General features: G+C 49.3%; 24 protein-coding genes. 18 read left to right on the top strand and 6 right to left on the bottom strand.

All coding sequences use genetic code 11. The features are described 5' to 3' along the window. Positions 1–75 precede the first annotated feature (75 nt). Together BFP76_RS03875 and BFP76_RS03870 are read left to right on the top strand one after the other, a co-directional pair. The gene (locus BFP76_RS03875; RefSeq protein ID WP_099591842.1) at positions 76–612 is read left to right on the top strand and encodes a F0F1 ATP synthase subunit B'; all 537 of its coding nucleotides are present in this window, start codon (positions 76–78) and stop codon (positions 610–612) included. Between the two features lie 4 nt (positions 613–616). Continuing rightward, positions 617–1,174: a F0F1 ATP synthase subunit B gene (locus BFP76_RS03870; protein ID WP_205661369.1), complete on the top strand. Its 558-nt coding sequence runs from the start codon at positions 617–619 to the stop codon at positions 1,172–1,174. A gap of 105 nt (positions 1,175–1,279) precedes the next feature. On the opposite strand, the gene BFP76_RS03865 is transcribed toward BFP76_RS03870, so the two are convergent. The 3 genes from BFP76_RS03865 to BFP76_RS03855 all read right to left on the bottom strand — a co-directional run bounded on the left by BFP76_RS03865 (position 1,280) and on the right by BFP76_RS03855 (position 3,742). Continuing rightward, positions 1,280–2,050, bottom strand: coding sequence for a FadR/GntR family transcriptional regulator (locus tag BFP76_RS03865; protein WP_099591840.1), 771 nt, complete (start codon positions 2,048–2,050; stop codon positions 1,280–1,282). A 100-nt stretch (positions 2,051–2,150) separates the two neighbouring features. After that, entirely contained in the window at positions 2,151–2,795 is a 645-nt protein-coding gene (locus BFP76_RS03860) for a YiaD family glycine zipper/OmpA-like lipoprotein (RefSeq protein WP_099591839.1), read from the bottom strand. 104 nt (positions 2,796–2,899) lie between these two features. Continuing rightward, positions 2,900–3,742: a methylated-DNA--[protein]-cysteine S-methyltransferase gene (locus BFP76_RS03855; protein ID WP_099591838.1), complete on the bottom strand. Its 843-nt coding sequence runs from the start codon at positions 3,740–3,742 to the stop codon at positions 2,900–2,902. Positions 3,743–3,835: 93 nt separating this feature from the next. Here BFP76_RS03855 and nth point away from each other — a divergent pair, with 93 nt between their 5' ends. After that, complete coding sequence (nth, locus tag BFP76_RS03850) at positions 3,836–4,483, top strand: endonuclease III (RefSeq protein WP_099591938.1); 648 nt, start codon at positions 3,836–3,838, stop codon at positions 4,481–4,483. After that, a complete protein-coding gene (locus BFP76_RS03845; RefSeq protein ID WP_099591837.1) occupies positions 4,476–5,471 on the top strand; it encodes an adenosine kinase in 996 nt (331 codons plus the stop codon). The genes nth and BFP76_RS03845 overlap by 8 nt, the downstream gene beginning before the upstream one ends. Here BFP76_RS03845 and BFP76_RS03840 read toward each other — a convergent pair. After that, the gene (locus tag BFP76_RS03840) at positions 5,468–6,271 is read right to left on the bottom strand and encodes a sulfotransferase family protein (RefSeq protein ID WP_099591836.1); all 804 of its coding nucleotides are present in this window, start codon (positions 6,269–6,271) and stop codon (positions 5,468–5,470) included. The two genes, BFP76_RS03845 and BFP76_RS03840, sit on opposite strands and share 4 nt — an antisense overlap. A gap of 147 nt (positions 6,272–6,418) precedes the next feature. On the opposite strand from BFP76_RS03840, the gene BFP76_RS03835 reads away from it, so the two are divergent. From BFP76_RS03835 to polA, 4 genes are all read left to right on the top strand, one after another. Further along, the gene (locus BFP76_RS03835) at positions 6,419–7,984 is read left to right on the top strand and encodes a DUF5928 domain-containing protein (RefSeq protein WP_165775657.1); all 1,566 of its coding nucleotides are present in this window, start codon (positions 6,419–6,421) and stop codon (positions 7,982–7,984) included. Positions 7,985–7,992: 8 nt separating this feature from the next. Next, positions 7,993–8,370: an HIT domain-containing protein gene (locus BFP76_RS03830; RefSeq protein ID WP_099591834.1), complete on the top strand. Its 378-nt coding sequence runs from the start codon at positions 7,993–7,995 to the stop codon at positions 8,368–8,370. 85 nt (positions 8,371–8,455) lie between these two features. Further along, positions 8,456–8,632, top strand: coding sequence for a zinc-finger domain-containing protein (locus tag BFP76_RS03825; RefSeq protein ID WP_099591833.1), 177 nt, complete (start codon positions 8,456–8,458; stop codon positions 8,630–8,632). A gap of 52 nt (positions 8,633–8,684) precedes the next feature. Beyond that, the gene (gene polA / locus BFP76_RS03820; RefSeq protein WP_099591832.1) at positions 8,685–11,498 is read left to right on the top strand and encodes a DNA polymerase I; all 2,814 of its coding nucleotides are present in this window, start codon (positions 8,685–8,687) and stop codon (positions 11,496–11,498) included. Here polA and BFP76_RS03815 read toward each other — a convergent pair. Next, positions 11,495–12,130, bottom strand: coding sequence for a TetR/AcrR family transcriptional regulator (locus BFP76_RS03815; protein ID WP_099591831.1), 636 nt, complete (start codon positions 12,128–12,130; stop codon positions 11,495–11,497). The genes polA and BFP76_RS03815 overlap by 4 nt on opposite strands. A gap of 100 nt (positions 12,131–12,230) precedes the next feature. On the opposite strand from BFP76_RS03815, the gene BFP76_RS14620 reads away from it, so the two are divergent. After that, positions 12,231–12,389: a hypothetical protein gene (locus tag BFP76_RS14620; RefSeq protein WP_165775656.1), complete on the top strand. Its 159-nt coding sequence runs from the start codon at positions 12,231–12,233 to the stop codon at positions 12,387–12,389. 162 nt (positions 12,390–12,551) lie between these two features. Further along, on the top strand, positions 12,552–13,967 hold the full coding sequence (gene gndA / locus BFP76_RS03810; RefSeq protein ID WP_099591830.1) for an NADP-dependent phosphogluconate dehydrogenase: 1,416 nt from the start codon (positions 12,552–12,554) through the stop codon (positions 13,965–13,967). Here gndA and BFP76_RS03805 read toward each other — a convergent pair whose 3' ends face one another. Beyond that, the gene (locus BFP76_RS03805; RefSeq protein WP_099591829.1) at positions 13,968–14,567 is read right to left on the bottom strand and encodes a DUF1285 domain-containing protein; all 600 of its coding nucleotides are present in this window, start codon (positions 14,565–14,567) and stop codon (positions 13,968–13,970) included. It abuts the gene before it with no gap. Between the two features lie 68 nt (positions 14,568–14,635). Between BFP76_RS03805 and BFP76_RS03800 the strand changes: the two genes are divergently transcribed. From BFP76_RS03800 to BFP76_RS03765, 8 genes are all read left to right on the top strand, one after another. Beyond that, on the top strand, positions 14,636–15,646 hold the full coding sequence (locus BFP76_RS03800) for an AAA family ATPase (protein WP_099591828.1): 1,011 nt from the start codon (positions 14,636–14,638) through the stop codon (positions 15,644–15,646). Next, positions 15,643–16,539 carry a DUF58 domain-containing protein gene (locus BFP76_RS03795; RefSeq protein ID WP_420818649.1) on the top strand — a complete coding sequence of 299 codons (897 nt, stop codon included), beginning with the start codon at positions 15,643–15,645 and terminating at the stop codon, positions 16,537–16,539. The genes BFP76_RS03800 and BFP76_RS03795 overlap by 4 nt, the downstream gene beginning before the upstream one ends. Next, positions 16,536–19,304 carry a DUF4159 domain-containing protein gene (locus BFP76_RS03790; protein ID WP_099591827.1) on the top strand — a complete coding sequence of 923 codons (2,769 nt, stop codon included), beginning with the start codon at positions 16,536–16,538 and terminating at the stop codon, positions 19,302–19,304. The genes BFP76_RS03795 and BFP76_RS03790 overlap by 4 nt, the downstream gene beginning before the upstream one ends. 1 nt (position 19,305) lies before the next feature. Continuing rightward, entirely contained in the window at positions 19,306–21,384 is a 2,079-nt protein-coding gene (locus tag BFP76_RS03785) for a hypothetical protein (protein WP_099591826.1), read from the top strand. Between the two features lie 67 nt (positions 21,385–21,451). Further along, positions 21,452–22,885, top strand: coding sequence for an FAD-linked oxidase C-terminal domain-containing protein (locus BFP76_RS03780; protein WP_099591825.1), 1,434 nt, complete (start codon positions 21,452–21,454; stop codon positions 22,883–22,885). Then, positions 22,882–24,009, top strand: coding sequence for an FAD-binding protein (locus BFP76_RS03775; RefSeq protein ID WP_099591824.1), 1,128 nt, complete (start codon positions 22,882–22,884; stop codon positions 24,007–24,009). Before BFP76_RS03780 ends, BFP76_RS03775 begins: the two co-directional genes overlap by 4 nt. A gap of 3 nt (positions 24,010–24,012) precedes the next feature. Beyond that, on the top strand, positions 24,013–25,314 hold the full coding sequence (gene glcF, locus BFP76_RS03770) for a glycolate oxidase subunit GlcF (protein WP_099591823.1): 1,302 nt from the start codon (positions 24,013–24,015) through the stop codon (positions 25,312–25,314). 67 nt (positions 25,315–25,381) lie between these two features. Next, entirely contained in the window at positions 25,382–26,179 is a 798-nt protein-coding gene (locus BFP76_RS03765; RefSeq protein ID WP_099591822.1) for a trypsin-like serine peptidase, read from the top strand. Positions 26,180–26,283: the final 104 nt, after the last annotated feature.

Genomic DNA, 26,283 nt, shown 5'->3' with positions numbered 1-26,283 from the left:
GCGCGCGCATATGTGCGCGCAAAAGAGATAGCGAGCGGCGGATTATCCACGCTCGCATACCCATTGGAGAGCATAATGGCTGAAACTACTCATGGTGCAGACCACGCTGTTGAATCAGCGCCGGGCATGCCACAGCTAGACTTCTCAACATTTCCTAACCAGATTTTCTGGCTTTTGGTGACGTTGGTTGTTTTGTACTTCATCCTTAACCGTGTGGCTTTGCCACGGATCGCAAGTGTTTTGGCCGATCGCCAGGGCGCAATTCAACGTGATCTGGACAGCGCGGAACAAATGAAACGCCAAGCGTTAGAGGCCGAAGAAGCCTATAACAAAGCGTTGGCAGATGCGCGTGCACAAGCACAAGACATCGTTGGCGAAGCCAAGGCAGAGATCCAAAAAGATCTGGACAAAGCCATTGTGAAAGCAGACGCAGAAATCGCAGCGAAAGCCGCGGAATCTGAAAAAGCGATCAAAGAAATTCGCGACAGTTCAGCGAAATCCATTCAAGAAGTTGCCAACGCAACCGCTGCGGATATCGTCAAGGCGATGATGCCCGGTTCAGGTGATGCGAAAACAATCAAAGCAGCGGTTGCTGCACGTTTGAAAGGTTAAGATGATGAAAACAGTTTTAACATCTGCCTTTACCCTGATGGCGTTTCCTGCACTTGCTGCTGGTGGTCCATTTTTCAGCCTGAACAACACTGATTTTGTGGTTGCGATCGCATTTGTATTGTTCTTGGCATTGCTGACATATCTTAAGGTTCCAGGTAAACTGGCTGGTATGTTGGATAGCCGTGCAGACGGTATCCGTGCAGAATTGGACGAAGCACGTTCATTGCGTGAAGAAGCCCAAAGCATTTTGGCCGATTACGAGCGCAAGCAACAAGAAGTGCAAACGCAGGCTGATAAAATTGTGGCAACTGCCAAAGAAGAAGCCAAAGCAGCCGCAACGAAAGCAAAAGAAGATTTGAAATCTTCAATTGCGCGTCGCATGCAAGCCGCCGAAGATCAAATTGCTTCTGCGCAGGCATCTGCGGTGAAAGAGGTTCGTGATTCAGCTGTAAACGTTGCAATCCAAGCAGCGAATGACGTGATTGCCAAAGGCATGACCGCCAAGGATGCTGGTGGATTGATCGACGCTGCGATCAAGGATGTTGGTGAAAAGCTTCACTAAATACCCTTCGCATAAAAAATTGAAAGCCCTGCAATTTATTGCGGGGCTTTTTTTTTGCCTTCGGCGAGGATATTTGGACAAAATGGAGGTTAAGGTTGGTTTGCCTTAAGTTCGGGTTCGTGTGGTTTCCAAACGCAATTTGGCGATGTCGTCATGGGATTGCATCGTTTCGTTTTGTTTGAGGCAATCATGAACATAGGTCAGATGAGCCTCGACCGCGCGTCGCGCCGCATCTGGTTTGCGATCGACGATTTCTTGCATGATGTCACGATGTTGGTTCAACAGATGTACGCGCGTGGTGTCCATTTCAAACATCACCTTGCGATTATAGAACACACCTGTCTTTAGCATGTCGAACATGGATCGCATCATATGAAGGAGCATAACATTATGCGATGCTTCTGTGATGGACATATGGAAATTTGCATCCAATTCAGCATCACGTTCGGGATCGTTTTGATCATGTGCAGTTTGCATTTGTTCAAAGATAGATTGGATCACCAGATGATCGTTTTTGGTTCCATGCAATGCGGCTCGTTCTGCGGCCATGCCTTCGAGATCACGGCGCAAGGCGATATAGTCAAAGAATGCTTCCTTGTGAGAAGCAAACAGATTGATCAGGGGGGGTGAAAACACATTTCCCAAAATATCGGCGACATAGATCCCTGAATTTGCCTTGCTGGTGAGCAGACCGGAATCTTGCAATGTTGAAATTGCTTCGCGAAGGGATGGGCGGGATACACCCAGTTTTTCGGCCAAGATACGTTCAGCGGGTAATCGTTCGCCTGGGCGCAACAGGCCGCGCAGGATCAGTTGTTCGATCTGTTGCACAACTGCGCTTGCGACGCGTTCTTGGGTGATGGGTTGAAATGGCATATGCTCTCCTAATTGGTAAAAGAATATGACCAGTTAATAACATGTGCAAGTTATGAAAAGGGCGGCACAAAGGCCGCCCGAATACATATGATATTGTTGATTAGCTTGATGGTGTGATGATGATTTCAACACGGCGGTTTGCAGCGCGCCCTGCTGGAGTGTCATTTGACATCACAGGTGAAGTTTCACCGCGACCATAAGAGCGGATGCGATTTGGATTCACGCCAGCGCCAACCAAAACACCCGTAACTGATTGCGCACGACGTGCGGACAGGCCTTGGTTATATCCAGCGTCGCCAACGTTATCGGTGTGACCGATCACATCAACCATAGAGTTTGGATATTGCTGTAGGTTGTTTGCCAATGAATTCAGATGCCCTTGCAATGTTGGGCGCACATATGTGCTATCTGTTTCAAATGTGATTGCCTCTGGCAGGGTCACGATCAATTCGGAACCAGTGTTGGTGATGGTTGCACCACTTCCGCCCATTTGATTGCGCAGATCGCGTTCTTGTTTGTCCAGCTCGTTACCGATAACCGCACCAGCGCTCGCGCCAACAACCGCACCTGTGATAACGTTCTTGGGTTTGCCGCCGTCAATGGCGCCAACAATGCCACCAAGAACCGCACCAGCGATTGCGCCTTCGCGGCCTTTTTCGCCCAAGCTGCCATCTTCGTTGGCACATGCTGTTAATGTTAATGCTGCGATACCACTGATTGAAGTGATTTTCATGAGAGTTTTCATGTTTATTCCTTAATTTGCCTCATGATCAGATGTGTTCACTGTGGCCTATTAATCAAGTCACAATCGCGTAGATCGCGCTTAATCGGCAATAAATCGCCATGTTTTTATAGGTTTTTATCACTTTCAAAGCGCGCGGATTCCCACGCTAGCATGGCACGTTTTACAGGCAAACCCCAATGATATCCGCCAAGCCCACCCGATTTTCGCAACGCACGATGACAAGGGATAAGCCAAGAGATCGGATTGCGCCCAACTGCGGTGCCAACGGCGCGCACGGCCTTGGGGTTACCGATGTGATTGGCAATTTCACCATATGTGGTGACCTGACCAGAGGGTACGGTTAACAATGCCTCCCAGACTTTGATCTGAAATGGAGCGCCGATCAGGTGCAGATTTGTTTGCCCTTGCATCGCCAGAATATTATCCACCCATGGGCGCAAGCGTTCCGCGTTTTCCATAAAATCCGCATTGGGCCAGCGTGATGTCATATCCGCAAATGTGGCCTGTTCGCCAAATTCAGCGCCAAAGGCCAAACCACAGATACCCCGTGTCGTTCCCATCACCAATGCGGGGCCAAATTGGGTTTCAAACCAGCCGTAATATATGGTGAGCCCTGCACCCTTGCGGCTATATTCACCTGGGCTCATGGCTTCCCATGACAAGAAAAGATCATGAAGCCGACCAGAGCCAGACAGGCCAGATTGCAACGCGGTATCAAGCACGGTGAAGCGATCGTTCAACATGGATTTTGCGTGGTTCAAGGTAAGGTATTGCAAATATTTTTTCGGGCTTACCCCTGCCCATTGGCTAAACACACGTTGGAAATGCGCAGGCGAGAGGCCCACAGCCGCGGCGACATCGTCCAAGCGTGGCTGTGCATTGGCGGTGTTTTCGATATGGGCAATGGCGCGTTCGATCACGCCGTAATGGTATGGATCATGTTTCATACGGTTAAAATGACCCAAGTCGCATCGTGTTTCCACCCGAAACATGCGGGTTTATCCTTGGCTTTGGTTTATGGGCGTGGCAAAAGGCCGTCCATGCCACAACAGCTTGATTATCACACCATATACGAAATTTTTCGCCGTTTTCGCGAGCATGAAGCCGAGCCCAAGGGCGAATTGGATCATGTGAACGCCTATACTTTGGTGGTGGCAGTGGCATTGTCCGCACAGGCCACGGATGTTGGCGTGAACAAGGCGACGAAAGAATTGTTTAAAATTGCCGATACGCCTGAAAAAATGATCGCCCTTGGTTTGGATGGATTAACCGAGCATATCAAAACCATTGGATTGTTCCGTCAAAAGGCAAAAAACGTGATGAAGTTAAGCCAGATATTGGTCGACGATTATCAATCCATTGTCCCATCATCACGCGCAGCACTCGAAAGTTTGCCGGGCGTGGGGCGCAAAACGGCAAATGTGGTTTTAAATATGTGGTTCCATCAACCAACACAGGCGGTGGACACACATATTTTACGTTTTGGAAACCGAACAGGTGTGGCCAAAGGCAAAGATGTGGTCGCGGTGGAACGCGCCATCGAAGATCACATTCCAGCAGAATTTCAACACCATGCGCATCACTGGATGATCCTGCATGGGCGTTACACGTGCAAAGCGCGAAAACCAGTTTGTGCAAATTGCATCATTGAAGATTTGTGCCAGTATGAGGAAAAAACGAATGTCTAAGAAATTTCAGGTTGTTGGAATCGGCAACGCCATTGTCGATGTGCTGGCGCATTGTGAAGATAACTTTTTGGTCGATAACGGTATCGAAAAGGGCATTATGCAATTGATCAATACGGATCGCGCCGCAGAGCTTTATTCACATATGGGGCCAGCGACCGAAATTTCTGGCGGGTCGGGTGCCAATACAATTGCTGGTTTGGCCGCACTTGATGTGCGCACTGCATATGTGGGCAAGGTGAAAGACGATCAATTGGGTGCAATCTTTGCCCATGACATTCGCGCAATGGGCGCGGTTTATGAAACACCATTGGCCCCCAAAAGCGATGATGCGGAAACGGGGCGTTGCATGGTTTTGGTGACACCAGATGGCGAACGTTCATTGAATACATATCTGGGTGTTTCTGAACATCTTAGCCCTGATGACATTGATGTTGATCAAATGGCCGATTGTGAATGGTTATATCTGGAAGGATATCGTTTTGATGGCCCCGAAAGCCATGCCGCATTCGCCAAGGCGATAGAAGCGTGCAAATCCACAGGTGGCAAAGTTGCGGTTTCATTGTCCGATCCGTTTTGCGTGGAACGCCACCGCGATGCATTCAAGCAATTGATCACAGATCATGTGGATTTATTGTTTTGCAACGAACATGAAATGATGGCGATGTATGGTGATACATCGCTTGATGATGCATTGGCCTTGGCGGGGCAGCATACCGAAATGGTGGCTTGTACCATCGGTAAGAAAGGCGCGCTGATCATCAAGGATGGAAAAACACATCATGCAGACGCGGCACCCGTTGCACGCGTAGATGCAACAGGTGCGGGTGATTTATTCGCATCTGGGTTCATGTATGGATTGGTAAACGGGCATGACATGTTGACCTGTGGTCAAATGGGCTGTGTCGTTGCAGGCGAGGTGATCGGCCATATCGGTGCGCGCCCAGAGGCGGATATTAAACAGCTTCTTGCAGATAACTTTACGCTTTAATCGCCCAAAACGGCGTGAACCATATCTAGGTCGATTTCTTTGATGGGTTCTTTGCGTGATGGATCTTGCCAGTCATAGCCAAACATATCGAAATCACGTTTGTAGATTTCGTAAACCAAATGAATGGATAGATCGTCAAAATAATCTGCCACGGGATGGGCGCGTTTTGGTCCGTGGCCTTCGCTTTCGTTGAAACGTGGCATCGTGTCGATGTCGAGCTCGTGCTTGGCATCGACGTTTTTCATCACGTCTTTCATACCTTCTTTGAAATTTTCGGTGGTGATGATTTTGTTATAGCGACCGCCATTCACGATCAGCGTTGATGCGTGACCAGATGTTGATGACCAATGAATATCTGGGTCCATGGGGCGGCGAAAACGAATGGTATCACGTGCGAACAGTAAAAAACGGCGAAATGATTTGATCTGATCAAAATCGCCTGTGTTTTCAATGCCATATTGCGCAATCAGCTTTGGCACCATGTTGCCGCGATAATAATTGCCGTTGCGTTGAATCCCGCAAATTTTATCAAAAAACGAAGACAGAATGCGCGTGTACGGGTTGCGCACACATGTGAAGGTATAGGTATCTTGGGCGCGCATGCGATCAATGATGTTTTGCTTGGATTCTTCGATGCCCCATTTGTGAATACCAGAGGTCGCATCATGTACATCACCGTCGAAAAATTCGCCGTGGTCGGAATAATACATAATTTGCCCGATTGTCGAACATGCACATTTTGGAATGACGCGATAGGCCACGCTATTGCTTTGTGTCATCCAAGTTCCTGGGAAACCCATATTTTATTCACCTATTATATCAATGAAATGCATCTAAAATTCGAATTAGGAAATTATAAGGCATTTTGAAAATAATCCACATAAAAGTGGACAATTTGAAATATCCAAGCCATAGCAACACTGCTGTGCAACCAGACGGAAAAGAATTTGGCAAAGATCGCGTATATTTTACTGTGCCACGCAAATGCAGAGGCAATCGCACAACAGGCCACGGCGTTGGTGAATGCGGGCGATTGTGTTGCCATTCATTTTGATGGTGCCGCACCCAAAAGTGAATTTCAAAAACTCAAATCGTTGTTGTCGGATATGCCAAATGTGGCATTTGCCAAACGGGTGAAATGCGGTTGGGGTGAATGGTCGTTGGTGCAGGCAACGCTAAATGGGTTGCAAACCGCAATTGATCATTTTCCCGACCTTACGCATTGTTTTTTGATTTCGGGTGATTGTTCGCCCATTAAATCTGCGGCCTATGTTCATCAGTCTCTTGATGCGGAAAATACTGATCATATCGAACATCATGATTTTTGGAACGCAGGCTGGATTCAAACTGGGATCAAGGAAGAACGGCTTCACTATCGTCATTTCCTGAATGAACGCAAATATCCAAATCTGTTTTATCATCTGATCAAAGCACAACAAATCTTGGGCTTAAAACGTGATGTCCCCAAGGGTTTTGAGATGAAAATCGGGTCACAGTGGTTTTGCCTGCGCCGATCAACGGTGGATGCAGTGCTCGCGTTTGTGAAAAAACGCACGGATGTTGTGCGGTTTTTTAAAACGGTGTGGATTCCCGACGAATGCTTTTTTCAAACTGTGGTGTCGCATTTGGTGCCAAAAGAAGAAATCAAAAATGCCCCACCAACGTTTTTGATGTTTTCTGATTATGGCAAGCCGGTTACGTTTTACAGCGATCATATGGATTTTCTTACTCGCCAAGATCGCTTTTTCGCACGCAAGGCATCCACAAATGCGGGCCCGTTTCGCACCAAGTTGCTGGATCTGTATCAATCCGAAACCATGCCGAAAATCGTCAAGGATGACGGCAAAAACATTTTTGGCCATTTGGTGCAAGCAGGGCGACATGGGCGGCGATTTTCGGGGCGTATTTGGGATCGTGGCAACAGCATCGGCAAGGGGCGAACGGTTTATGTGATTGTATCATTTGATCGCCGCCTTGGTCGCGCGCTCTCTTCTATGGTGTCGCATATGACCACACTTTCCAGCTGTGGTTATATCTTTGAAGAAGATGATGCGGAAATTTTGGATTTGGGCGGTTTGCAATCAAACGTGGAAAAACGTGGCCGCCACCGCCGCGCATTCTTGCGCACGGTTTTTGACGCCACCAATTCGGAACGTCTGACGATTTGTGTGACACCCAGTGCGAAATACGTGATTGATGATATTTATCATGATGCGTGCGAAACGCGGGTGCTGTTGATCGAAAGCGATGAAAACAGCGAAATCCGTCATGAACTTCGCAAAAAGCTTGGCGAAGATGCAACATATTCAGATTTTGAAAGCGATCAAATCGCGCGTGCAATGAAAATGGAAATTGCGGAGAAAAATGACGAAATCGGTTCCGCTGGTTATCACGATTTTTTCCACATTACACGCAATGCAAAGTCTGAAAAACAGGTTGCAGTATTGGCCGAATTTTTGGAAGTATCTCAAAAGAAGGCCGCGCCATTACTGGCAGCGCTGAAAACGAAATAGGATCATTCATGGCTTATCAATACGACGATCAAAATATCTTTGCTAAAATTTTGCGTGGTGAAATTCCGAATGATACGGTTTTGGAAACGGATCATTGTTTGGCATTTCGCGATATCGCACCCCAAGCACCTGATCATGTGTTGATCATCCCAAAGGGCGCATATGTGAATTTTGATCACTTTGCGAATAATGCCAGCGACGTTGAAATCCTTGATTGGGTACGCACCATTGGCAAGGTCTGTACCATGTTGGGGGTTTGCCCTGATGATGCGGATGGCTATCGGTTGATCGCAAATTCTGGCAAACACGGTGTCCAAGATGTGCCCCATCTGCATGCGCATATTTTGGCAGGACGCATGTTGGGGCGGATGTTACCAGCCACCTGAAACTTGCGCAAAATCGGCGCAACCCATTGCAGCAATCGCAATGCTTAGCTAAACAAGTTCAACAGTTGAATTTCGGAGCAAATGAATGTCTCAAGACGCACCAGAAACAGTTTATGTCGAAAAATACCGCATCGCATGTGATGGCGGCGAAGGTGGGCATCCACGCGTATGGCTGCAAATTCCGGCTGAACAAGGTTGGGTGGAATGCCCATATTGCGATTGCAAATATGTTATCAAACCAGACGCAGATAACGCGCATTAAACTGGCGGTTTCTGTCGGTTAAAAGAATATTAAAATCAAAGAGGGTGTCAGGATGTCACAAACAACGTTTGGTAAAGGTCATCATTTACACCTGATTGATGGGTCAGGATTTATTTTCCGCGCCTATCATGCCTTGCCCCCGCTCACGCGTAAATCCGATGGATTGCCCGTGGGCGCGATCAGCGGCTTTTGCAATATGCTATTCAAAATGGTCGAGGATCAAAAAGGATCAGATGCACCAACCCATCTGGCCGTGGTGTTTGATCACAAGGGTAAAACATTTCGATCCGATATCTATCCCGAATACAAGGCTCATCGCCCCCCCGCACCAGAGGACCTTGCACCGCAATTCCCGATCACACGTGATGCAACACGTGCGTTCAACTTGGCCTGTATCGAAGCCGAAGGTTTCGAAGCAGACGATATCATCGCAACGCTTGCCGATCAGGCGCGTACAGCGGGTGCACGCGTCACAATCGTTTCATCAGACAAGGATTTGATGCAAATGGTTGGCGGCGGGGTTGAAATGTATGATGCGATGAAAAACCGCCGCATCGGCGTTGAACAAGTCGAAGAAAAATTCGGTGTTGGCCCAGATCGCGTGATTGATGTGCAATCACTCGCGGGCGACAGTGTGGATAATATCCCAGGTGCACCGGGCATCGGGATTAAAACCGCCGCGCTCTTGATCAACGAATACGGTGATCTGGATACATTGTTGGAACGCGCCGGCGAAATTAAACAACCCAAACGCCGCGAAACCCTGATTGAAAAGGCTGATCAAATCCGCATAAGCCGCGAATTGGTGACATTGAAATTGGATACACCAATTGATTTGTCATTCGACGACATGGCGGTGAATGCCCCCGATCCAGATGTATTGTTGCCGTTTTTGGCGGAAATGGAATTTCGCACCATGTCCGCACGGATTGCGGCAAAGCTGGGTGTTGATGCGCCTGCGATTGCCGAACCGGTTTCCGATACTGGCCCATCGGGCACAGCCACACCCGCCGCGCAATTGCCAATTGATCCGGAAAAATACGAAACCGTGCGCGATGTTGATCGTCTGAACGCATGGGTTCAAAAAATCTATGATCGCGGTTATGTCGCGGTGGATACCGAAACCACGGGTTTAAACGAAATGATCGTTGATCTGGTTGGTATCTGTTTAAGCGTGGAACCGGGCGAGGCTTGTTACATTCCGCTGATCCATAAAGAGGGCGAAGGCGATTTGTTTGGTGGTTCCAACCTTGCCCCCAACCAAATTCCACTTGATCAAGCCTTGGATATCCTACGCCCCGTTTTGCAAGATGAAAGCATTCTGAAAATCGGGCAAAACATGAAATATGATGCCAAGATTTTCAAACGCAATGGCATTGATATCGCCCCGATTGATGACACGATGTTGCTGTCATATGCACTCCACGGTGGGTTGCATAATCACGGGATGGATGCGTTGGCTGAACGATATCTGGATCACAAACCGATTTCGATCAAATCGATTTTGGGCACAGGAAAATCCGCGATCACATTTGATTTGGTTCCAATTGATGAGGCGACGAAATACGCCGCCGAAGATGCCGACATCACGTTGCGCCTTTGGCAAATGTTTAAACCACAGCTTCACGCGGCCAAGGTTACAAAGGTTTATGAAACACTTGAACGCCCGCTGATCCCAGTGCTTGCAAAAATGGAAATGAACGGGATCAAGGTTGATCGCGATCACCTGTCGCGCATGTCCAATAGTTTTGCGCAATCCATGGCGGGATTGGAATCTGAAATTCACGAACTGGCAGGGCGGTCATTCAATGTGGGTTCGCCAAAACAGCTTGGTGAAATTCTGTTTGACGAACTTGGGCTTGAGGGCGGTAAAAAGGGTAAAACGGGCGCATATTCAACAGGTGTTGATATTTTAGAAGACTTGGCCGCAGAGGGTCACGATCTGCCTGCGCGCGTGTTGGATTGGCGTCAAATGTCAAAACTTAAAAGCACCTATACCGACGCGCTGCAAACCCATATCAATCCTGATACGGGGCGGGTGCATACATCCTATGTGATTTCGGGGGCGTCCACGGGGCGGTTGGCATCCACCGATCCAAATCTGCAAAATATTCCGATCCGCTCCGAAGCGGGGCGCAAAATCCGCGAGGCATTTGTCGCCGAAGAGGGTAATGTATTGCTTGCCCTTGATTACAGCCAGATCGAGCTGCGCATTTTGGCGCATATCGCCAAAATTGATAATCTAAAGCAGGCGTTTCTGGATGGTCATGACATTCATGCCATGACCGCATCCGAAATGTTCCATGTCCCGATAGAGGGCATGGACCCAATGATCCGCCGCCAAGCCAAGGCGATTAACTTTGGTGTGATATATGGGATAAGCGGATTTGGGCTTGCACGAAATTTGCGTATTCCTCGCAAAGAGGCACAGGCGTTTATCGACACCTATTTCGAACGCTTCCCCGGTATTCGCAAATATATGGATGATACGGTGGCATTCGCCAAAGAACACGGCCATGTTGAAACGCTTTTTGGGCGCAAAATTCATACCGCTGAAATTAACGCCAAAGGTCCCCATGCAGGATTTGCAAAACGCGCTGCAATCAACGCTCCAATCCAAGGCACCGCCGCCGATGTAATCCGCCGCGCCATGATTCAAATGCCCGATGCGATCAAGAATTTTCCCGCCAAAATGTTACTGCAAGTACATGATGAATTGCTGTTCGAGGTACCAAAAGATGCGGTCGAAGAAACAACCGAAACGGTACGCAAAGTCATGGAAAATGCGGCCAGTCCAGTGGTGAAATTAGACGTGCCATTAACCGTGGATGCGGGCGTTGGAAACAACTGGGCCGAAGCGCATTAATCAGTTTCGTCTTTGTACCTTACCGCGCGAAGATTTCGTATAACCGTATCGTTGATTACTGCGTCTAATTGATCGGAATCCATCCGTGCACCTGATTGTGCCAAATCGGCCGCGCCATGAACCGCCGACCAAATATAGCGCACATCAGAAATATTTGGCTTACGGTCCAATGCGCCCAATTCATATAAATCGTTCAAATTTTCACCCGTCGCATCCAGCGGGGTGTAACGCATATGCTCTGAATCTTTCATCATACGTTCACGGCATAACACGCCAATGCGCCCAAACATCATGTGCCACAACGCGGGTTTGGCAATTGCAAAACTGATATAAGCCTTAACCAACGCATGGGTGCGTTCAATTGCGGTTTTCACATCTGTTGCAGGTGAACCTTCTGGACGGATTGCTAAAAATATTTCGCGCAATTCCAAAAATCCAAGATGGGCCACCTCTGCCAGCAATGAATCCTTGTCTGGAAAGTGACGATAAACTGCCCCCGATGAAACACCCAGATCACGTGCGGCCTGTCGCAGCGACATGGTTTCAACATGCCCGTCCAACGCGGCATCCATTGCATAATCAATCAATGCTTCTTTCAGGTCGCCGCGTTTCAATTTTTGAATTTTTTCCATAATTTTTTGTAATCACTGTTTACATCGGCGTCAATCAATACTAAATAAGCGTTGCTTACAAATAGTAAGCGATGCTTACAAAACATGTTAGGATGTTGAAATGGCTCATTTTTTAAAACTCTCTACCACCGCAAGAATCATTCTTGGCGTTGCTGCGTTGGGAATGTTGACCGCCTGTGCTGATACAGGAATGAATTCTTTTTCTGGTGCGGGCTTGAATGATCTGAACGATATACCGCGATTTAGCAGTTCGTTCTGATTAACTGGCTTGCCGTGAAACACGTTTCACTTTTGCGAATATGTCTCTCCCCACAGCATTCGCAAAATTCACGGCAAGCCAAAAAATCACCGCTGCGCCTTTAAATGCTTGCATGCCGATTGCACAAAGGGTTTCCTGTCTGAAATAAAAGCGGAGTTGTGAATGGCACATGTGGGGTTGATTGGTATCGGTGTAATGGGCGCATCTTTTGCGCAAAACCTAGCAGAAGAGGGCCACTCCGTTTCCATGCTGGATCGCAGCATCGAAAAAATGCAAGCGGTCGCGGATGCAGGTAAAGCGCTCAAAGGTGACTTGATCATCTGCAAAGACGCAGAAGCATTGATAAAATCGCTCCCCACACCGCGCACGGTTCTGGTGCTTGTTCCATCAGGTGCACCATTGGATAGCGTGATTGAAATGGTTAAGCCCTTGTTGGACAAGGGCGATTTGATCGCCGATCTGGGAAATTCATATTATAAAGAAACCGAACGACGCACGGCCGAATTGGAAAATCTCGGCCTGTATTTTCTTGGTATGGGTATTTCAGGCGGTGCCGAGGGCGCGCGCCACGGCCCATCAATCATGGCGGGCGGATCACGCGAAAGCTGGGCACGAGTAGAAGGCGCGCTTAAAGACGCCGCCGCCAAATTCGAAGGTACCCCATGTTGTGATTGGTTTGGGCCAGGAGGATCGGGGCATTTTATCAAGATGCTGCACAACGGTATTGAATATGCCGACATGCAACAAATCGCAGAATCTTATGGCATTATGCGCGATGGTTTGGGGATGTCTGCGGGCGAAATCGCGGATGTATATAAATCATGGATGAATGGGCCGCTAAATTCCTATCTGATTGAAATCGCAGGCGAAGTTGCCGCCGCCACCGATCCGAAAACCGGTGGAGCAATGTTGGATATCATCCTTGATAAAGCAGGGCAAAAGGGTACGGGGCGTTGGTCCGTGGTGGAATCATTGCATTTGGGTCAGCCAAACAGCCTGATCGCCGCCGCTGTCGAAGCACGCAATTTATCCGCGCAAAAAGATATGCGCCTTGAGATGGAAACGATATTTGGTGCATCGCCAACGGCGTTGGGAAATGCGTTGGGGGATCGGGATGATGCGATAAATTCATTGGAACAGGCGATGATCGCCGCCAAGGTTTGCGCATATACCCAAGGGTTTGAAATTTTACATGCGGCATCAAACGAATTTGAATGGAATTTGGATTTGGCGGCAATTGCGCGTGTTTGGCGTGCGGGTTGTATCATCCGTTCGGTGTTTTTGGATGAAATTTCAGATGTTTACGATAATGGCGGGCGATCCAATTTGGCGTTATCCCCTGTGTTTGGGCAACGTCTAAAAGATCACATTCCCGCATTGCAACAGGTCACGGCGGCCGCGGTTGCCCATGGTTTGCATGTCCCAGCAATGTTTGCCGCGCTTAGTTTTCACAACATGTCACGCACGGGTCAATCCACCGCAAACATGATCCAAGGATTGCGCGATTATTTTGGCGCACATACGTTTGAACGACTTGATGATCTGGGCACGGCTGTGAATGGGCCGTGGCATGATTAATTAAACCAGTTCGGACACGGGTATAATCGGGAAAAAAGTACCCGATGACCAAACACCGAACCAATCCGCACCATTGTGTTTGGCTTGCTCGCCCAAATCAACCAATCGGTAGAAACTTTTACGATCAATCAATGCCTCTAAATTTGTGCGGATCAACACATACGGGCTTGGCTCGCCTGTTTCAGGATCGCGTTCCACACGAATTGGGTTATCTGCACTGGCAACCGCTTCGTCATCCACATGGGTGTGAAACGTGATGATTTGATCGCGTCCAGTTCCTGTGACCTGAAAATCAATTGCCACAAACGGGGCGTCGTCAACGGTAATGCCAACCTTTTCGACGGGTGTGACCAGAAAATAATCATCACCGTCTTTGCGAATGATGGATGAAAACAGCTTTACCAGCGGTTTTCGCCCAATTGGAGTGCCTAGATAAAACCACGTTCCATCGCGTGCGATGCGCATATCAAGATCACCGCAAAAATCGGGATTCCACAAATGGACGGGCGGCGGGCCCTTTTTTGTCGCCTTTGTGGCCGCTTGTGCGATGCTATCTGCACTGGGCGCAGGCGTTTTTTCACCATTTGTCGTATTTGTCATTTGTCATCGCCACATTTTGTTCGTTTAATGAACATAAGATAACAATTGGTAACTTGAAAGGGTGTGTAATGACAGCCGAAGAAAAGAATCTGGCAGAATCAATTGAAAAGATCGGCGGGTTGTTAAACACAGCCAAGACAGAAATTGGCAAGCGGATCATCGGCCAGCATACGGTGATTGAGCAAAGTTTGGTTGTTTTATTATCAGGTGGTCATGGATTGCTGATCGGTGCGCCGGGTCTTGCAAAGACGCGTCTGGTCGATACGCTTGGCACGGTTATGGGGTTAAGCGAGAGCCGCGTTCAATTTACACCCGATTTGATGCCCGCGGATATTTTGGGTTCTGAGGTGTTGGAAACCAACAAACAAGGCGCACGTGAATTTCGATTTATCGAAGGCCCGATATTTAGCCAGTTGTTGATGGCAGATGAAATCAACCGCGCATCACCGCGTACACAATCTGCATTGTTACAAGCGATGCAGGAAAAAGAGGTATCCATTGCCGGGCAGACCCGTGCCTTGCCAGAACCATTTCACGTGCTGGCCACGCAAAACCCGATTGAACAAGAGGGCACCTATCCCTTGCCAGAGGCACAGCTTGATCGGTTCCTGTTGCAAATTGATGTTAATTTCCCCGATCGCGATACGGAACGCCTGATCCTAGAGGCCACAACAGGTGTCATGGATGTGCAGGCCAAACAGGTGTTTGATGCTGCACTGTTGATCGAGGCACAAAATGCCGTGCGTCAAATGCCAGTGGGTACATCAGTGGTTGATGCAATCCTTGATCTGGTACGCCAAGGCCGCCCCGAAGACGAAACCGCAACCGATTTGGTGCGCAATAATATCAGCTGGGGCCCTGGCCCGCGCGCGGCACAGGCTTTGATGCTGGCCACGCGTGCACGTGCGTTGATACAGGGGCGGTTAACCCCTGATCTTGATGATGTGGTTGCGCTGGCGCATCCTGTTTTGGTGCATCGCATGGCGCTTAGTTTTGCTGCGCGTGCGCAAAATATTGCGCTGTCTGATGTCATTCAAAACATGGTTAACGAAGCGATATTAACCAAAGATGCCGCGTGAATGATGAACCGATCATAACGCCTGCACAATTGCGGGCAGACGCGGGGCAACTTGCGGCGGGCTTTCCTGCCCTATTGGCGCGTGCGCAACATTTGGTGGCGTCGCTCAATATTGGATCACATGGGCGCAAACGTGCGGGTGTTGGAGATGAATTTTGGCAATATCGCCCCGCAATTTCAGGTGATAGTCGCAGCGCAATTGATTGGCGCAGATCGGCGCGAACCGATGCACAATTTATCCGTCAAATGGAATGGCAATCCGCACAAACCGTGCATTTTTGGGTGGATTCAGGGGCGTCGATGGATTTTTCCAGCGATGTAAATCTGGAAACCAAATCATCACGCGCAACGGTTTTGGCCTTGGCCTTGGCGATATTGTTATCGCGTGCAGGTGAACGCGTTGGGTTGTTATCCGATCCACGCCCCGCAAAATCAGGGGAATCCCAGATCCAAAAAATCGCCCAAACATTGGCGAATATTGGGGACAAAGACGATTATGCCTATCCGCCGCAAAAGGCATTGCCAAACGGCAGCCGCGCCATTTTAATTTCCGATTTTATGGGGGAATGGGAACCGCTGGTACAGGCCATTTCCAAAACTGCCGATCAAAATGTATCGGGCTGTTTGGTTCAGGTGCTAGACCCAAGCGAGCTTTCATTCCCGTTCAAAGGGCGGGTGATTTTCGAAAGCATGAAATCATCGTTGAATTTTGAAACGCTGCGGGCAAATTCGCTGCGCGATGAATATATTCAAAAACTGGCAGAACGACAGGATGCGCTGCGAAGCTTGGCGCGTAAATCTGGCTGGCGGTATTATACACATAATACGGATAGCGCGGTTCAATCTGCATTTTTGTGGCTCTATAATGCAACGGAACAGGGGGCTGCGCGATGACATTTGGTGCGATTGCATTTTTGTCGCCTTGGCTATTGATTGCGGGATTGGCTTTGCCGATCCTAATTTGGTTGTTGCGTGCAATTCCGCCTGCTCCGATCCGCCAACGGTTTCCGGGCATTACGTTATTGTTGGGGTTACGGGACAAAGATACCACACCTGATCGCACCCCTTGGTGGTTGCTTTTGTTACGTGCGCTGGCAATTGGTGCAGCGATTTTGGCATTTGCAGAACCCGTATTGAACCCAAGCGATCGCGTGGCGGGGCGCGGGCCGCTGTTGATTGGCATGGATGCATCATGGGCAAGTGCGCAATCATGGAATCTGCGCAAAGAAAAGTTGGAAAATCTGTTGAACGAGGCGGAACAAGACAATCGCCCCGTCATGGTTGTCAAATGGACAGACACACCCACATCAGATTTTGAAAACGGGTTTAGCGCGGCAAGCAATTGGACGGATCGCTTGCAATCATTCCATCCCAATGCATGGGAACCTGAATATGCGCAATGGATGGATGCAATTCCCAATTTGGATGCCAATCAGATCATTTGGTTTTCCGATGGGTTGGAACGCGAAAATCGCGCCGCGTTTTTAGATCAACTTGCGGATTTGGCGGATGTTTCCATCGTACAAAGTGAAACGAATGTTTTGGCGCTGTCTCCAATTACGGTACAGGATGGCGCGTTAAACACCACGATCACACGTATTCATACAGATGCAATTGACGATGTTCGATTATCGGCCATTGGCCCCGATCCAACGGGGATTACGCGCAAATTAGGAAGTGTTGATGTAACGTTTGATGCTGGCAATGCACAATCAACAGGCGTTGTTGAACTGCCGATTGAATTGCGCAATCGCGTGACGCAAGTGTCCATCGATGATGTGAATTCTGCGGGCAGCGTGGTGTTGGGCGATGATTCACTGCGCCGTCGCAAGGTTGCATTATTTGGCAATGATCGCGCATCAGAGGCAAGCGCGCTTTTGTCGGAACTTCATTATCTGCGCAACGCCTTACAACCCACAACCGAAGTGATCGAAACCGAATTGTCCGAAGCATTGGTCGTAAACCCAGAGGTGATCGTTTTCGCCGATATTGGCGAATTGAATGAACTTGAAACCCAAGAAATTCAAACTTGGATTGAACAAGGCGGCACATTGTTGCGCTTTGCTGGGCCGAATTTGATTTCCAGTGGCATCGGGCAATCGGAAAATCATCCGCTGTTGCCTGTTCGTTTGCGTTCAGGTGGGCGAAGCGTTGGTGGCGCGATGTCTTGGGGGGAGCCGCGCAAATTACAGGAATTTAGCAAAGAAAGCCCGTTCTTTGGCCTCAAAATCCCCGATGATGTCGATGTGAATAGCCAAGTCGTCGCCCAGCCTGATCCAGATCTGGCCGCGCGTGTGATTGCCAGCTTGGACGATGGCACTCCATTGGTGACAAGCCAGAACATCGGTCAGGGGCGTGTTGTGTTGTTTCACGTCACCGCCAGCACCAAATGGTCCAATCTTCCGTTATCTGGTCTGTTTGTTCAAATGCTGGAACGTCTGGCGATCACCGCAAAAACAAGTGCCGTGGATAGCCAAGACGTGGCGGGCACGATCTGGACGCCAACTCATATATTGGATGCATATGGCGTGCTGCGTGAAACACAATCTGCCAGTGGTGTTTCGGGTGAATTGCTGGCGGCAGGTGCGCTTGGTTCCGAATTACAGCCCGGGATTTATACCAACGCAGATCGCGCCATCGCCTTAAATGTCATTGATGGCGAGCGTCACATCCGTGCGGCAAACTGGGCGATTGGCACAACATTGTTGTCCTTATCCCCCTCAAGCGAACGCGCATTAAAGGCAGAATTCTTACAATTTGCATTTGTGCTTTTGTTGATTGATGTCTTTGCGACGCTGGTTTTATCTGGGCGGTTGCGCGGGGCGCGGGGTGGGCAAATTGCATTATTCGCGTTGCTTTGCCTGATTGGAATAAATTCAAAATCATTTGCCCAAACGGATGAAGAGGGCGCGTTATTTGCGGCAAATAATACCGTTCTAGCATACGTTATCACGGGTGATGCGCGTGTGGACGAGGTGTCACATTCCGGTCTTGATGGTCTATCTGCCGAACTTTATCTGCGCACAAATATTGAACCTGTTCCACCTGTTGGGGTGGTCTTGGGGGACGATGATCTGTCGCTTTATCCATTTTTGTATTGGCCGATTACCGATAAACATCAATCGCTTTCGATTGATGCGGTGGCATCGCTAAATCAATACCTGCGCAATGGCGGGTTTATTATGTTTGATACCCGTGATGGCAATCAAAGCGGCGCAATCGGGCGCAACACCCCAAATGGGCGTAAATTGCAACAAATTGCACGCCGTTTGGATATTCCCCGCCTTGAACCGATCCCGTCTGATCATGTTCTGACGCGGGCATTTTATTTGTTACAGGTCTTTCCAGGGCGATATATCGGTCCCAATGTTTGGGTCGAAGCCGCACCCGAAAACGCCGAACAAATCGAAGGCATTCCATTTCGCAATCTAAATGACGGGGTTACACCTGTGTTGATCGGTGCGAATGATTGGGCGGCATCATGGGCGATCACGGAAACGGGGCGTTTCAAATACCCTGTGGGGCGCGGTGCCAATGGTGAACGCCAACGCGAATTTGCCATTCGTTTTGGCGTCAATGTTTTGATGTATGTGATGACCGGTAATTACAAAAGCGATCAGGTACATGTGCCTGCTTTGCTGGATCGGTTGGGACAATAACATGGACAGCAGCATCGTTTTTTCCCCACTCATCCCAGAATTCATGCTTATGATTGGCGCGATTGTTTTGATCTGCGCCACAGGTTTTGCGGCGTGGCGTGGATTGTCTGGCTGGTTTTTACGCGCCCTTGCGGGTGGCGTGATCCTCTGCGCCTTGGCCAATCCTGTGATCCGCCACGAAGAACGCGATCCGTTAACGGACATTGTGTTTTTGATCGAAGACGCCAGCGAAAGCCAAAAAATTAGTGACCGCCCTGAACAGGTTGCAACCGCGCTTGCAGGGTTGCGCGAAAAAATTGGGAATTTGGAAAACTTTGAACTGCGCGAAGTTCGCGTTGAAAATGACATTACCCAAGATGAAACCGGTTCACTTGTTTTAACAGCGCTTGCCAATGCGGCGTCCAAGGTTGCGCAAAATCGGATTGCAGGTGCAATTGTCATCACAGATGGGCGCATACATGATGCCGAAGTTTTACCAGATTTCCCAGCGCCTGTGCATGTTCTGCAAACGGGGAAATCAACAGATTGGGATCGTCGTATCGTTGTGACCAACGCACCGGCCTTTGCCATTGTTGACGAAGAAATCACCCTGAACCTTCGCATTGAAAATGATGGTGCGGTGCCTGCGGGTAAATCCGATTTGGCCAACCTGACCATCACCATTGACGGCGAAGTCCAAAGCCAGTTTCAAGTGCGCACAGATGCCGATTTGGATTTGCCAATTACATTGTCCCATGGCGGGATGAATGTTTTGCAATTTACCATCACCGCAGATGAAACCGAATTAACTGATCGTAATAATTCCGCGGTTGTCACGATCAATGGTGTGCGTGATCGGCTTCGGGTTTTGTTGGTGTCGGGTGAACCATATGCCGGTGGGCGCACGTGGCGCAATTTGTTGAAATCCGACAGCGCGGTTGATCTGGTGCATTTCACGATTTTGCGCTCGGCTGAAAAATCCAACAATGTTCCTGTGCGGGAATTGTCATTGATTGCATTTCCCACACGCGAATTGTTTTTGGACAAAATTGATGATTTTGATTTGATTATCTTTGATAAATATCGTCGGCGCGGCATGTTGTTGCCCGCGTATTTACGCAATGTTGTGGAATACACAAAAAATGGCGGCGCAGTATTATTCGCAACCGGTCCCGATTTTGCGGGGGTGAATAGCCTGTTTCGATCTGATATCGCCGAAATTTTACCCGCTGTGCCAAGCTTTGATGTGATTAACCAAGGTTACAAGCCTGAAATTTCAGAAACAGGCAGGCGCCATCCCGTAACCGAAGGGCTGGATCAATGGGCGGGCGATGTTTCCCCTGATGATGATCCAAGCTGGGGGCGCTGGTTTCGTTTGTTGGATACCTCTGTGCGCAGTGGGCATATGGTGATGCATGGGTTTGATGATAAACCATTGCTCGTGCTTGATCGCGTCGGCGAGGGGCGCGTTGCAATGTTGATGTCAGATCAAGCATGGCTTTGGTCACGTGGGTTCGAGGGTGGTGGCCCACAGCTTGAACTGCTCCGTCGTCTGGCGCATTGGATGATGAAAGAACCCGAACTGGAAGAAGAACAACTTTCTGCACAGGTTGATGGCCAACAGGTATTTATCACCCGCCGATCACTATCCGAAACCATACAAGCACCCGATATAACATATCCTGATGGGCACACCGAAACGCTTGAACTTCGCGAAACTTCACCGGGGCGTTGGGCGACGCAATTGAATGCCGAACAAAACGGGTTGTTTGAACTATCGGATGGTGAATTAAAAACAGTTTTCGCCGTGGGTCCCGCCGCACCGATCGAATTTGAAAAAACCATTGCGGATGCAAGCCTGCTGCGACCGCTTATTTTGGAAACAGGTGCGGGGGTTATCCGCGCCCAAGAAATACCTGTGCCAAACCTGCGATTGATCCGTGCAGGGCGCAGCGGTGCAGGTGAAAATTGGTTCGGGTTAACACCGCGCAATGCTTATCTGACGCTGGATGTGCGCCAGACGCCAATGTTGCCCGGCTGGGTGTGGTTGTTGATGGCGGCAACTTTGATTGTTTGGGCATGGCGGCGCGAAGGGCGCTAGGCAATGAAAACTTGCCTTTGGTAAATTGGTAATTTATTATTACCAATTGAACGCAAGGAAAAATCCCATGGAAATGCCGATCCCCAGCGAAATGGTGCTCAGCCGTAAATCCGATATCGTTGCACGCTTGCGGGCGGTGTTGTCCGATGATGCGATTATATCTGAACCATCCCAAACCCAAGCATATGAATGCGATGCGCTCACTGCCTATCGCTGTGCACCGATGGCGGTTGTGTTGCCGCGTAACACGCAACAGGTATCGGATGTCTTGCGCATATGTTTCGAACTAAACGTCCCTGTGGTGCCGCGCGGGTCTGGTACATCGCTTGCGGGTGGGGCGTTGCCCACGGCCGATAGTGTCGTATTGGGCGTTGCGCGGATGAACGGCGTTTTGGAAACGAATTACGATGATCGCTACATCCGCGTACAATCGGGGCGCACAAATTTAAGCGTAACTGGCGCGGTGGAACAAAATGATTTTTTCTATGCCCCTGATCCAAGTAGCCAACTTGCCTGTGCCATCGCAGGTAATGTTGCGATGAATTCGGGTGGTGCGCATTGTTTGAAATACGGTGTGACCACCAATAATTTATTGGGCGTCACCATGGTAATGATGAATGGTGAAATTGTCGAAATTGGTGGTGCACATCTGGATGCGGCGGGGTTGGATTTGCTCGGCGTTATTTGTGGATCAGAGGGCCAACTTGGCGTTGTGACAGAGGCAACCTTGCGCATTTTACACAAACCAGAGGGTGCGCGCCCTGTTCTGATAGGATTTGATTCAAACGAGGTGGCGGGTGCATGTGTTTCTGACATCATCAAGGCGGGCGTATTGCCCGTGGCAATCGAATTCATGGATCGCCCCTGTATCGAAGCCGTCGAAGATTTTGCAAAAGCTGGGTATCCAGACGCAGAAGCAGTTTTGATTATCGAGGTCGAAGGGTCCGAAGCAGAAATTGCCGAGCAGTTGGAAAAAATCACTGCGATTGCAAAACAGCATAACCCGATCGAATTGCGCGAAAGCAAATCAAGCGAAGAATCCGCCGCCATTTGGGCTGGGCGCAAGGCTGCGTTTGGTGCGATGGGGCGTATTTCGGATTACATGTGTTTGGATGGCACGATCCCCGTTTCCGAATTGCCATTGGTATTGCGCCGCATTGGTGAATTGTCGAAACAATACGGGCTAAAGGTTGCAAATGTGTTTCACGCAGGTGATGGCAATATGCACCCGCTGATCCTGTTTAATGCCAATAAACCGGGCGATTTGGAATTATGTGAATCAATGGGTGCTGAAATACTCAAACTTTGTGTAGAGGTCGGGGGATGTCTGACAGGTGAACATGGGGTTGGCGTTGAAAAACGCGACTTGATGATGACGCAATATAATGCTGCGGATATCGAAACACAGTTACATGTCAAAGACGTGTTTGACCCCGCGTGGTTATTAAACGCAGCCAAGGTTTTCCCACTGTCCACGACAAAATCACGGCGTGCGTCATGACGCCAAAGGATGAACAAGAACTTGCCCAATATGTGAAAGATGCCGGTGCGAACGGGCGTAAATTGCGTATTCGCGGCGGTGGCACGCGTTTGGCGCTGGGCAATGCGGTGTCTTATGATGACATGGTCTCAATGGACGGGTTCAGTGGTGTATCGCTCTATGAACCAGGTGCGTTAACTTTGGTTGCGGGCGCGGGTACGCCGTTGCGCGAAATAACCGAAACTTTGCGTAAATCTGGTCAACAATTGCCGTTCGAGCCGATGGATCATTGCGCGTTGTTAAGCAGCACGGGTGAACCAACCATCGGCGGTGTGGTCGCATGTAACATATCCGGCCCACGGCGTATCCAAGCAGGCGCATGTCGCGACAGCTTGATCGGTGTGCGGTTCGTAAACGGACAGGGGGATGTGATTAAAAACGGTGGGCGCGTGATGAAAAATGTCACGGGCTATGATTTGGTGAAACTCATGGCGGGCAGCTTTGGTAGCCTTGGGATTTTGACCGAGGTGGCGTTCAAAGTGTTACCAATCCCAGAAACACAAACCACGATCACACTGCACGAAGTGGATTTGGATGTGGCGGTTCAGGCGATGTCATCAGCGCTTGGTTCTCCTTTTGATGTGACAGGTGCTGCACATTTACCAGCCTTGGAAAATACCCCATCAAAAACGCTGCTCCGCATCGAGGGATTTGCAAAATCAGTGAAATATCGCGCTGATAAATTGGCGGCAAAGCTGTCGCGCTTTGGCGAGGTTTCGCAATCATATGACGATCATGATATTTGGACGGATATTCAAAATGTCACGCGATTAAGCGGCACAATCGATGCAATCTGGCGGGTTTCGGTGAAACCATCCGATGCCCCGCAATTTTGTGAAACACTCGCGAAAAACTGTCCCAATGCGGCCGTCCAACTGGATTGGGGCGGTGGGTTGATTTGGGCGCGGGTGCCAAATGATTTTGATCTACGCCAATGTTTGAACGTGGCGGGGCACGCCACGCTTATTCGCGGCGATGGGTTTGCGGCATTTCAACCCCAGCCAAGTGTATTGGCAAAGGTCGAGCAAAATTTGCGTCAAAAATTTGATCCAGTGGGAATTTTAAATACGGGAATAATGGGCTGATACATGCAAACAACATTTAGCGAAGCACAATTAAAAGATCCCGCAATTCAACGCAGCAATGAAATTCTGCGTTCCTGTGTGCATTGTGGTTTTTGCACCGCCACCTGTCCCACATATCAAGTTTTGGGCGATGAATTAGACAGCCCACGCGGGCGTATCTATTTGATCAAGGATATGTTGGAAAATAACCGCAAGCCTGATGAAAAAACGGTCAAACATATTGATCGTTGTCTGTCATGCTTGGCCTGTATGTCCACATGCCCATCGGGCGTGCATTACATGCACCTTGTTGATCATGCGCGTGACTATATCGAACAAAACTATGATCGCCCACTGGGTGATCGCGCCATGCGTTGGTTATTGGCACGAATTTTGCCATTTCCCAATCGGTTCCGTTTGGCGATGCGCGGCGCAAATTTGGCGCGCCCGTTTGCGTTTCTTTTGCCATCAAAGCTACGCAATATGGTGGAATTTGCACCCAAGAAAATCGCACCACCATCATTGAATGACCGCCCACAGGTTTTTGCCGCTGATGGGGTGCGAAAAAAACGTGTGGCGCTGATGACGGGTTGCGCGCAAAAGGCGCTGGATATCGATATTAACGATGCCACCATCCGTATTTTACGCCGTCATGGCTGCGAAGTTGTGGTGGCCAAGGGTGCGGGTTGTTGCGGTGCGCTGACCCATCACATGGGCAAAACAAATGAAAGCCACAGCGCTGCGCGAAAAAACATCAACGCATGGATTTCTGAAATGGATGGCGATGGGTTGGATGCCATTGTGATTAACACAAGCGGTTGTGGCACAACCGTTAAGGATTATGCCCATATGATGCGTAACACAGATTTGGCGCAATCTGCCATGCGGGTGTCTAATATCGCCAAAGACATTAGCGAGGTTTTGATCGATCTCGATCTCACCGTGGAAGTGGCGCAAAATAAACGCGTGGCCTATCATGCGGCATGTTCATTGCAACATGGCCAGCAAATCAAAACTCATCCTAAAACGCTGTTGAAAAATGCTGGGTTTACGGTGATGGAACCTGCGGATTCGCATTTATGCTGTGGTTCGGCGGGCACATATAATTTGATGCAGCCAGAAATTTCGACACAGCTTAAGGATCGCAAACTGGCAACATTAACGGACCTCTCCCCCGAAATTATCGCAGCGGGCAATATTGGTTGCATGATGCAAATCGGTTCGGGCACGGATATTCCAGTGGTGCATACGGTGGAATTGTTGGATTGGGCAACGGGTGGACCTGTGCCCCGAAAGCTGCAAAATCAGCACGCGCACACAAAATAGTTACCCATGGGTCATAGTTTGGGCGCATTTTCTGGACATTAAGCGCCTGATTTGTAGAGATTCTAGCATGTTAAAACGAATACTGATGATACTTGGGCTGGCGCTTGCTGGCGTACCGGCCCAAAGCGAAGATGCCGCACCGCTGCGCCAATTGCTCAGCCCGACAGATGCCACCAAATGGCAGGCCGTTGGTTTGTTGATCATGGATGGGCACGCCACCTGTACGGGTACGTTGATTGCCCCCAATCAGGTTTTAACAGCGGCGCATTGCATGTTTTTGAACGATACAAAAAAACGCTATGAAACCAATGCGATAAAATTTTTGCCCGGTTGGCGTTTGGGGCGTGCTGTTTCCTATCGCACGGCGCGGCGCGTGGTGATCCACAAGGATTATCGCAACATGGAATATGATGGCCGCACCAGACGCGATTTGGTGGCCACCGATTTGGCATTGATCGAATTGGATCGCAGCATCGGCAAGGATACGGTGAAACCCTTTGCCGTGCATGAACAACCAAAGGTGGGCGCCGAATTAACCGTTGTGTCATACGGCAAGGGGCGCAACGATGCCCCATCCATCGAAGAAGGCTGCCATGTGATGGGCAAGGATGATCGCGTATTACAGGCAACTTGCAGCGTTGATTTTGGCGCATCTGGTGCGCCAATTTTTATCATGGATAATGGCGAGCCGAAAATCGCATCTGTGGTTTCGGCCAAGGGTGAAACGAATTTTGGGCAACCGTTGTCATTTGGCGTGGCTTTGGGTGAACCATTGGATCAACTGCGCCGTCAGTTGCAATTTGATCGCAGCGTGTTTCAGGGCAAAAAGGCAGGTAAATCTTTGTCCGAACAGTTGGGGCGATAGTCACCAAACTGTGAATGGTACAAAACGAAATTTCGCAATTTCTGCTTGAACGTTTTTAAAAACTCCCCATATTTGAATTATCCGGATGCCCAGATGGGGTTCGG

This window comes from Paramylibacter kogurei, from assembly GCF_002742285.1.
Lineage (GTDB): Bacteria > Pseudomonadota > Alphaproteobacteria > Rhodobacterales > Rhodobacteraceae > Amylibacter > Amylibacter kogurei.
This window is presented reverse-complemented; position numbering and strand designations above follow the sequence as displayed.

Coding starts and splice junctions, on each gene's coding strand:
- BFP76_RS03855 (WP_099591838.1), bottom strand. CDS start 3,742: ATGAAACATGATCCATACCATTACGGCGTGATCGAACGCGCCATTGCC.
- BFP76_RS03800 (WP_099591828.1), top strand. CDS start 14,636: ATGACAGCCGAAGAAAAGAATCTGGCAGAATCAATTGAAAAGATCGGC.
- BFP76_RS03780 (WP_099591825.1), top strand. CDS start 21,452: ATGGAAATGCCGATCCCCAGCGAAATGGTGCTCAGCCGTAAATCCGAT.
- BFP76_RS03790 (WP_099591827.1), top strand. CDS start 16,536: ATGACATTTGGTGCGATTGCATTTTTGTCGCCTTGGCTATTGATTGCG.
- polA (WP_099591832.1), top strand. CDS start 8,685: ATGTCACAAACAACGTTTGGTAAAGGTCATCATTTACACCTGATTGAT.
- nth (WP_099591938.1), top strand. CDS start 3,836: ATGCCACAACAGCTTGATTATCACACCATATACGAAATTTTTCGCCGT.
- BFP76_RS03765 (WP_099591822.1), top strand. CDS start 25,382: ATGTTAAAACGAATACTGATGATACTTGGGCTGGCGCTTGCTGGCGTA.
- BFP76_RS03805 (WP_099591829.1), bottom strand. CDS start 14,567: ATGACAAATACGACAAATGGTGAAAAAACGCCTGCGCCCAGTGCAGAT.
- BFP76_RS03875 (WP_099591842.1), top strand. CDS start 76: ATGGCTGAAACTACTCATGGTGCAGACCACGCTGTTGAATCAGCGCCG.
- glcF (WP_099591823.1), top strand. CDS start 24,013: ATGCAAACAACATTTAGCGAAGCACAATTAAAAGATCCCGCAATTCAA.
- BFP76_RS03845 (WP_099591837.1), top strand. CDS start 4,476: ATGTCTAAGAAATTTCAGGTTGTTGGAATCGGCAACGCCATTGTCGAT.
- gndA (WP_099591830.1), top strand. CDS start 12,552: ATGGCACATGTGGGGTTGATTGGTATCGGTGTAATGGGCGCATCTTTT.
- BFP76_RS03825 (WP_099591833.1), top strand. CDS start 8,456: ATGTCTCAAGACGCACCAGAAACAGTTTATGTCGAAAAATACCGCATC.
- BFP76_RS03870 (WP_205661369.1), top strand. CDS start 617: ATGAAAACAGTTTTAACATCTGCCTTTACCCTGATGGCGTTTCCTGCA.
- BFP76_RS03815 (WP_099591831.1), bottom strand. CDS start 12,130: ATGGAAAAAATTCAAAAATTGAAACGCGGCGACCTGAAAGAAGCATTG.
- BFP76_RS03775 (WP_099591824.1), top strand. CDS start 22,882: ATGACGCCAAAGGATGAACAAGAACTTGCCCAATATGTGAAAGATGCC.
- BFP76_RS03785 (WP_099591826.1), top strand. CDS start 19,306: ATGGACAGCAGCATCGTTTTTTCCCCACTCATCCCAGAATTCATGCTT.
- BFP76_RS03860 (WP_099591839.1), bottom strand. CDS start 2,795: ATGAAAACTCTCATGAAAATCACTTCAATCAGTGGTATCGCAGCATTA.
- BFP76_RS03865 (WP_099591840.1), bottom strand. CDS start 2,050: ATGCCATTTCAACCCATCACCCAAGAACGCGTCGCAAGCGCAGTTGTG.
- BFP76_RS03830 (WP_099591834.1), top strand. CDS start 7,993: ATGGCTTATCAATACGACGATCAAAATATCTTTGCTAAAATTTTGCGT.
- BFP76_RS03840 (WP_099591836.1), bottom strand. CDS start 6,271: ATGGGTTTCCCAGGAACTTGGATGACACAAAGCAATAGCGTGGCCTAT.
- BFP76_RS14620 (WP_165775656.1), top strand. CDS start 12,231: ATGGCTCATTTTTTAAAACTCTCTACCACCGCAAGAATCATTCTTGGC.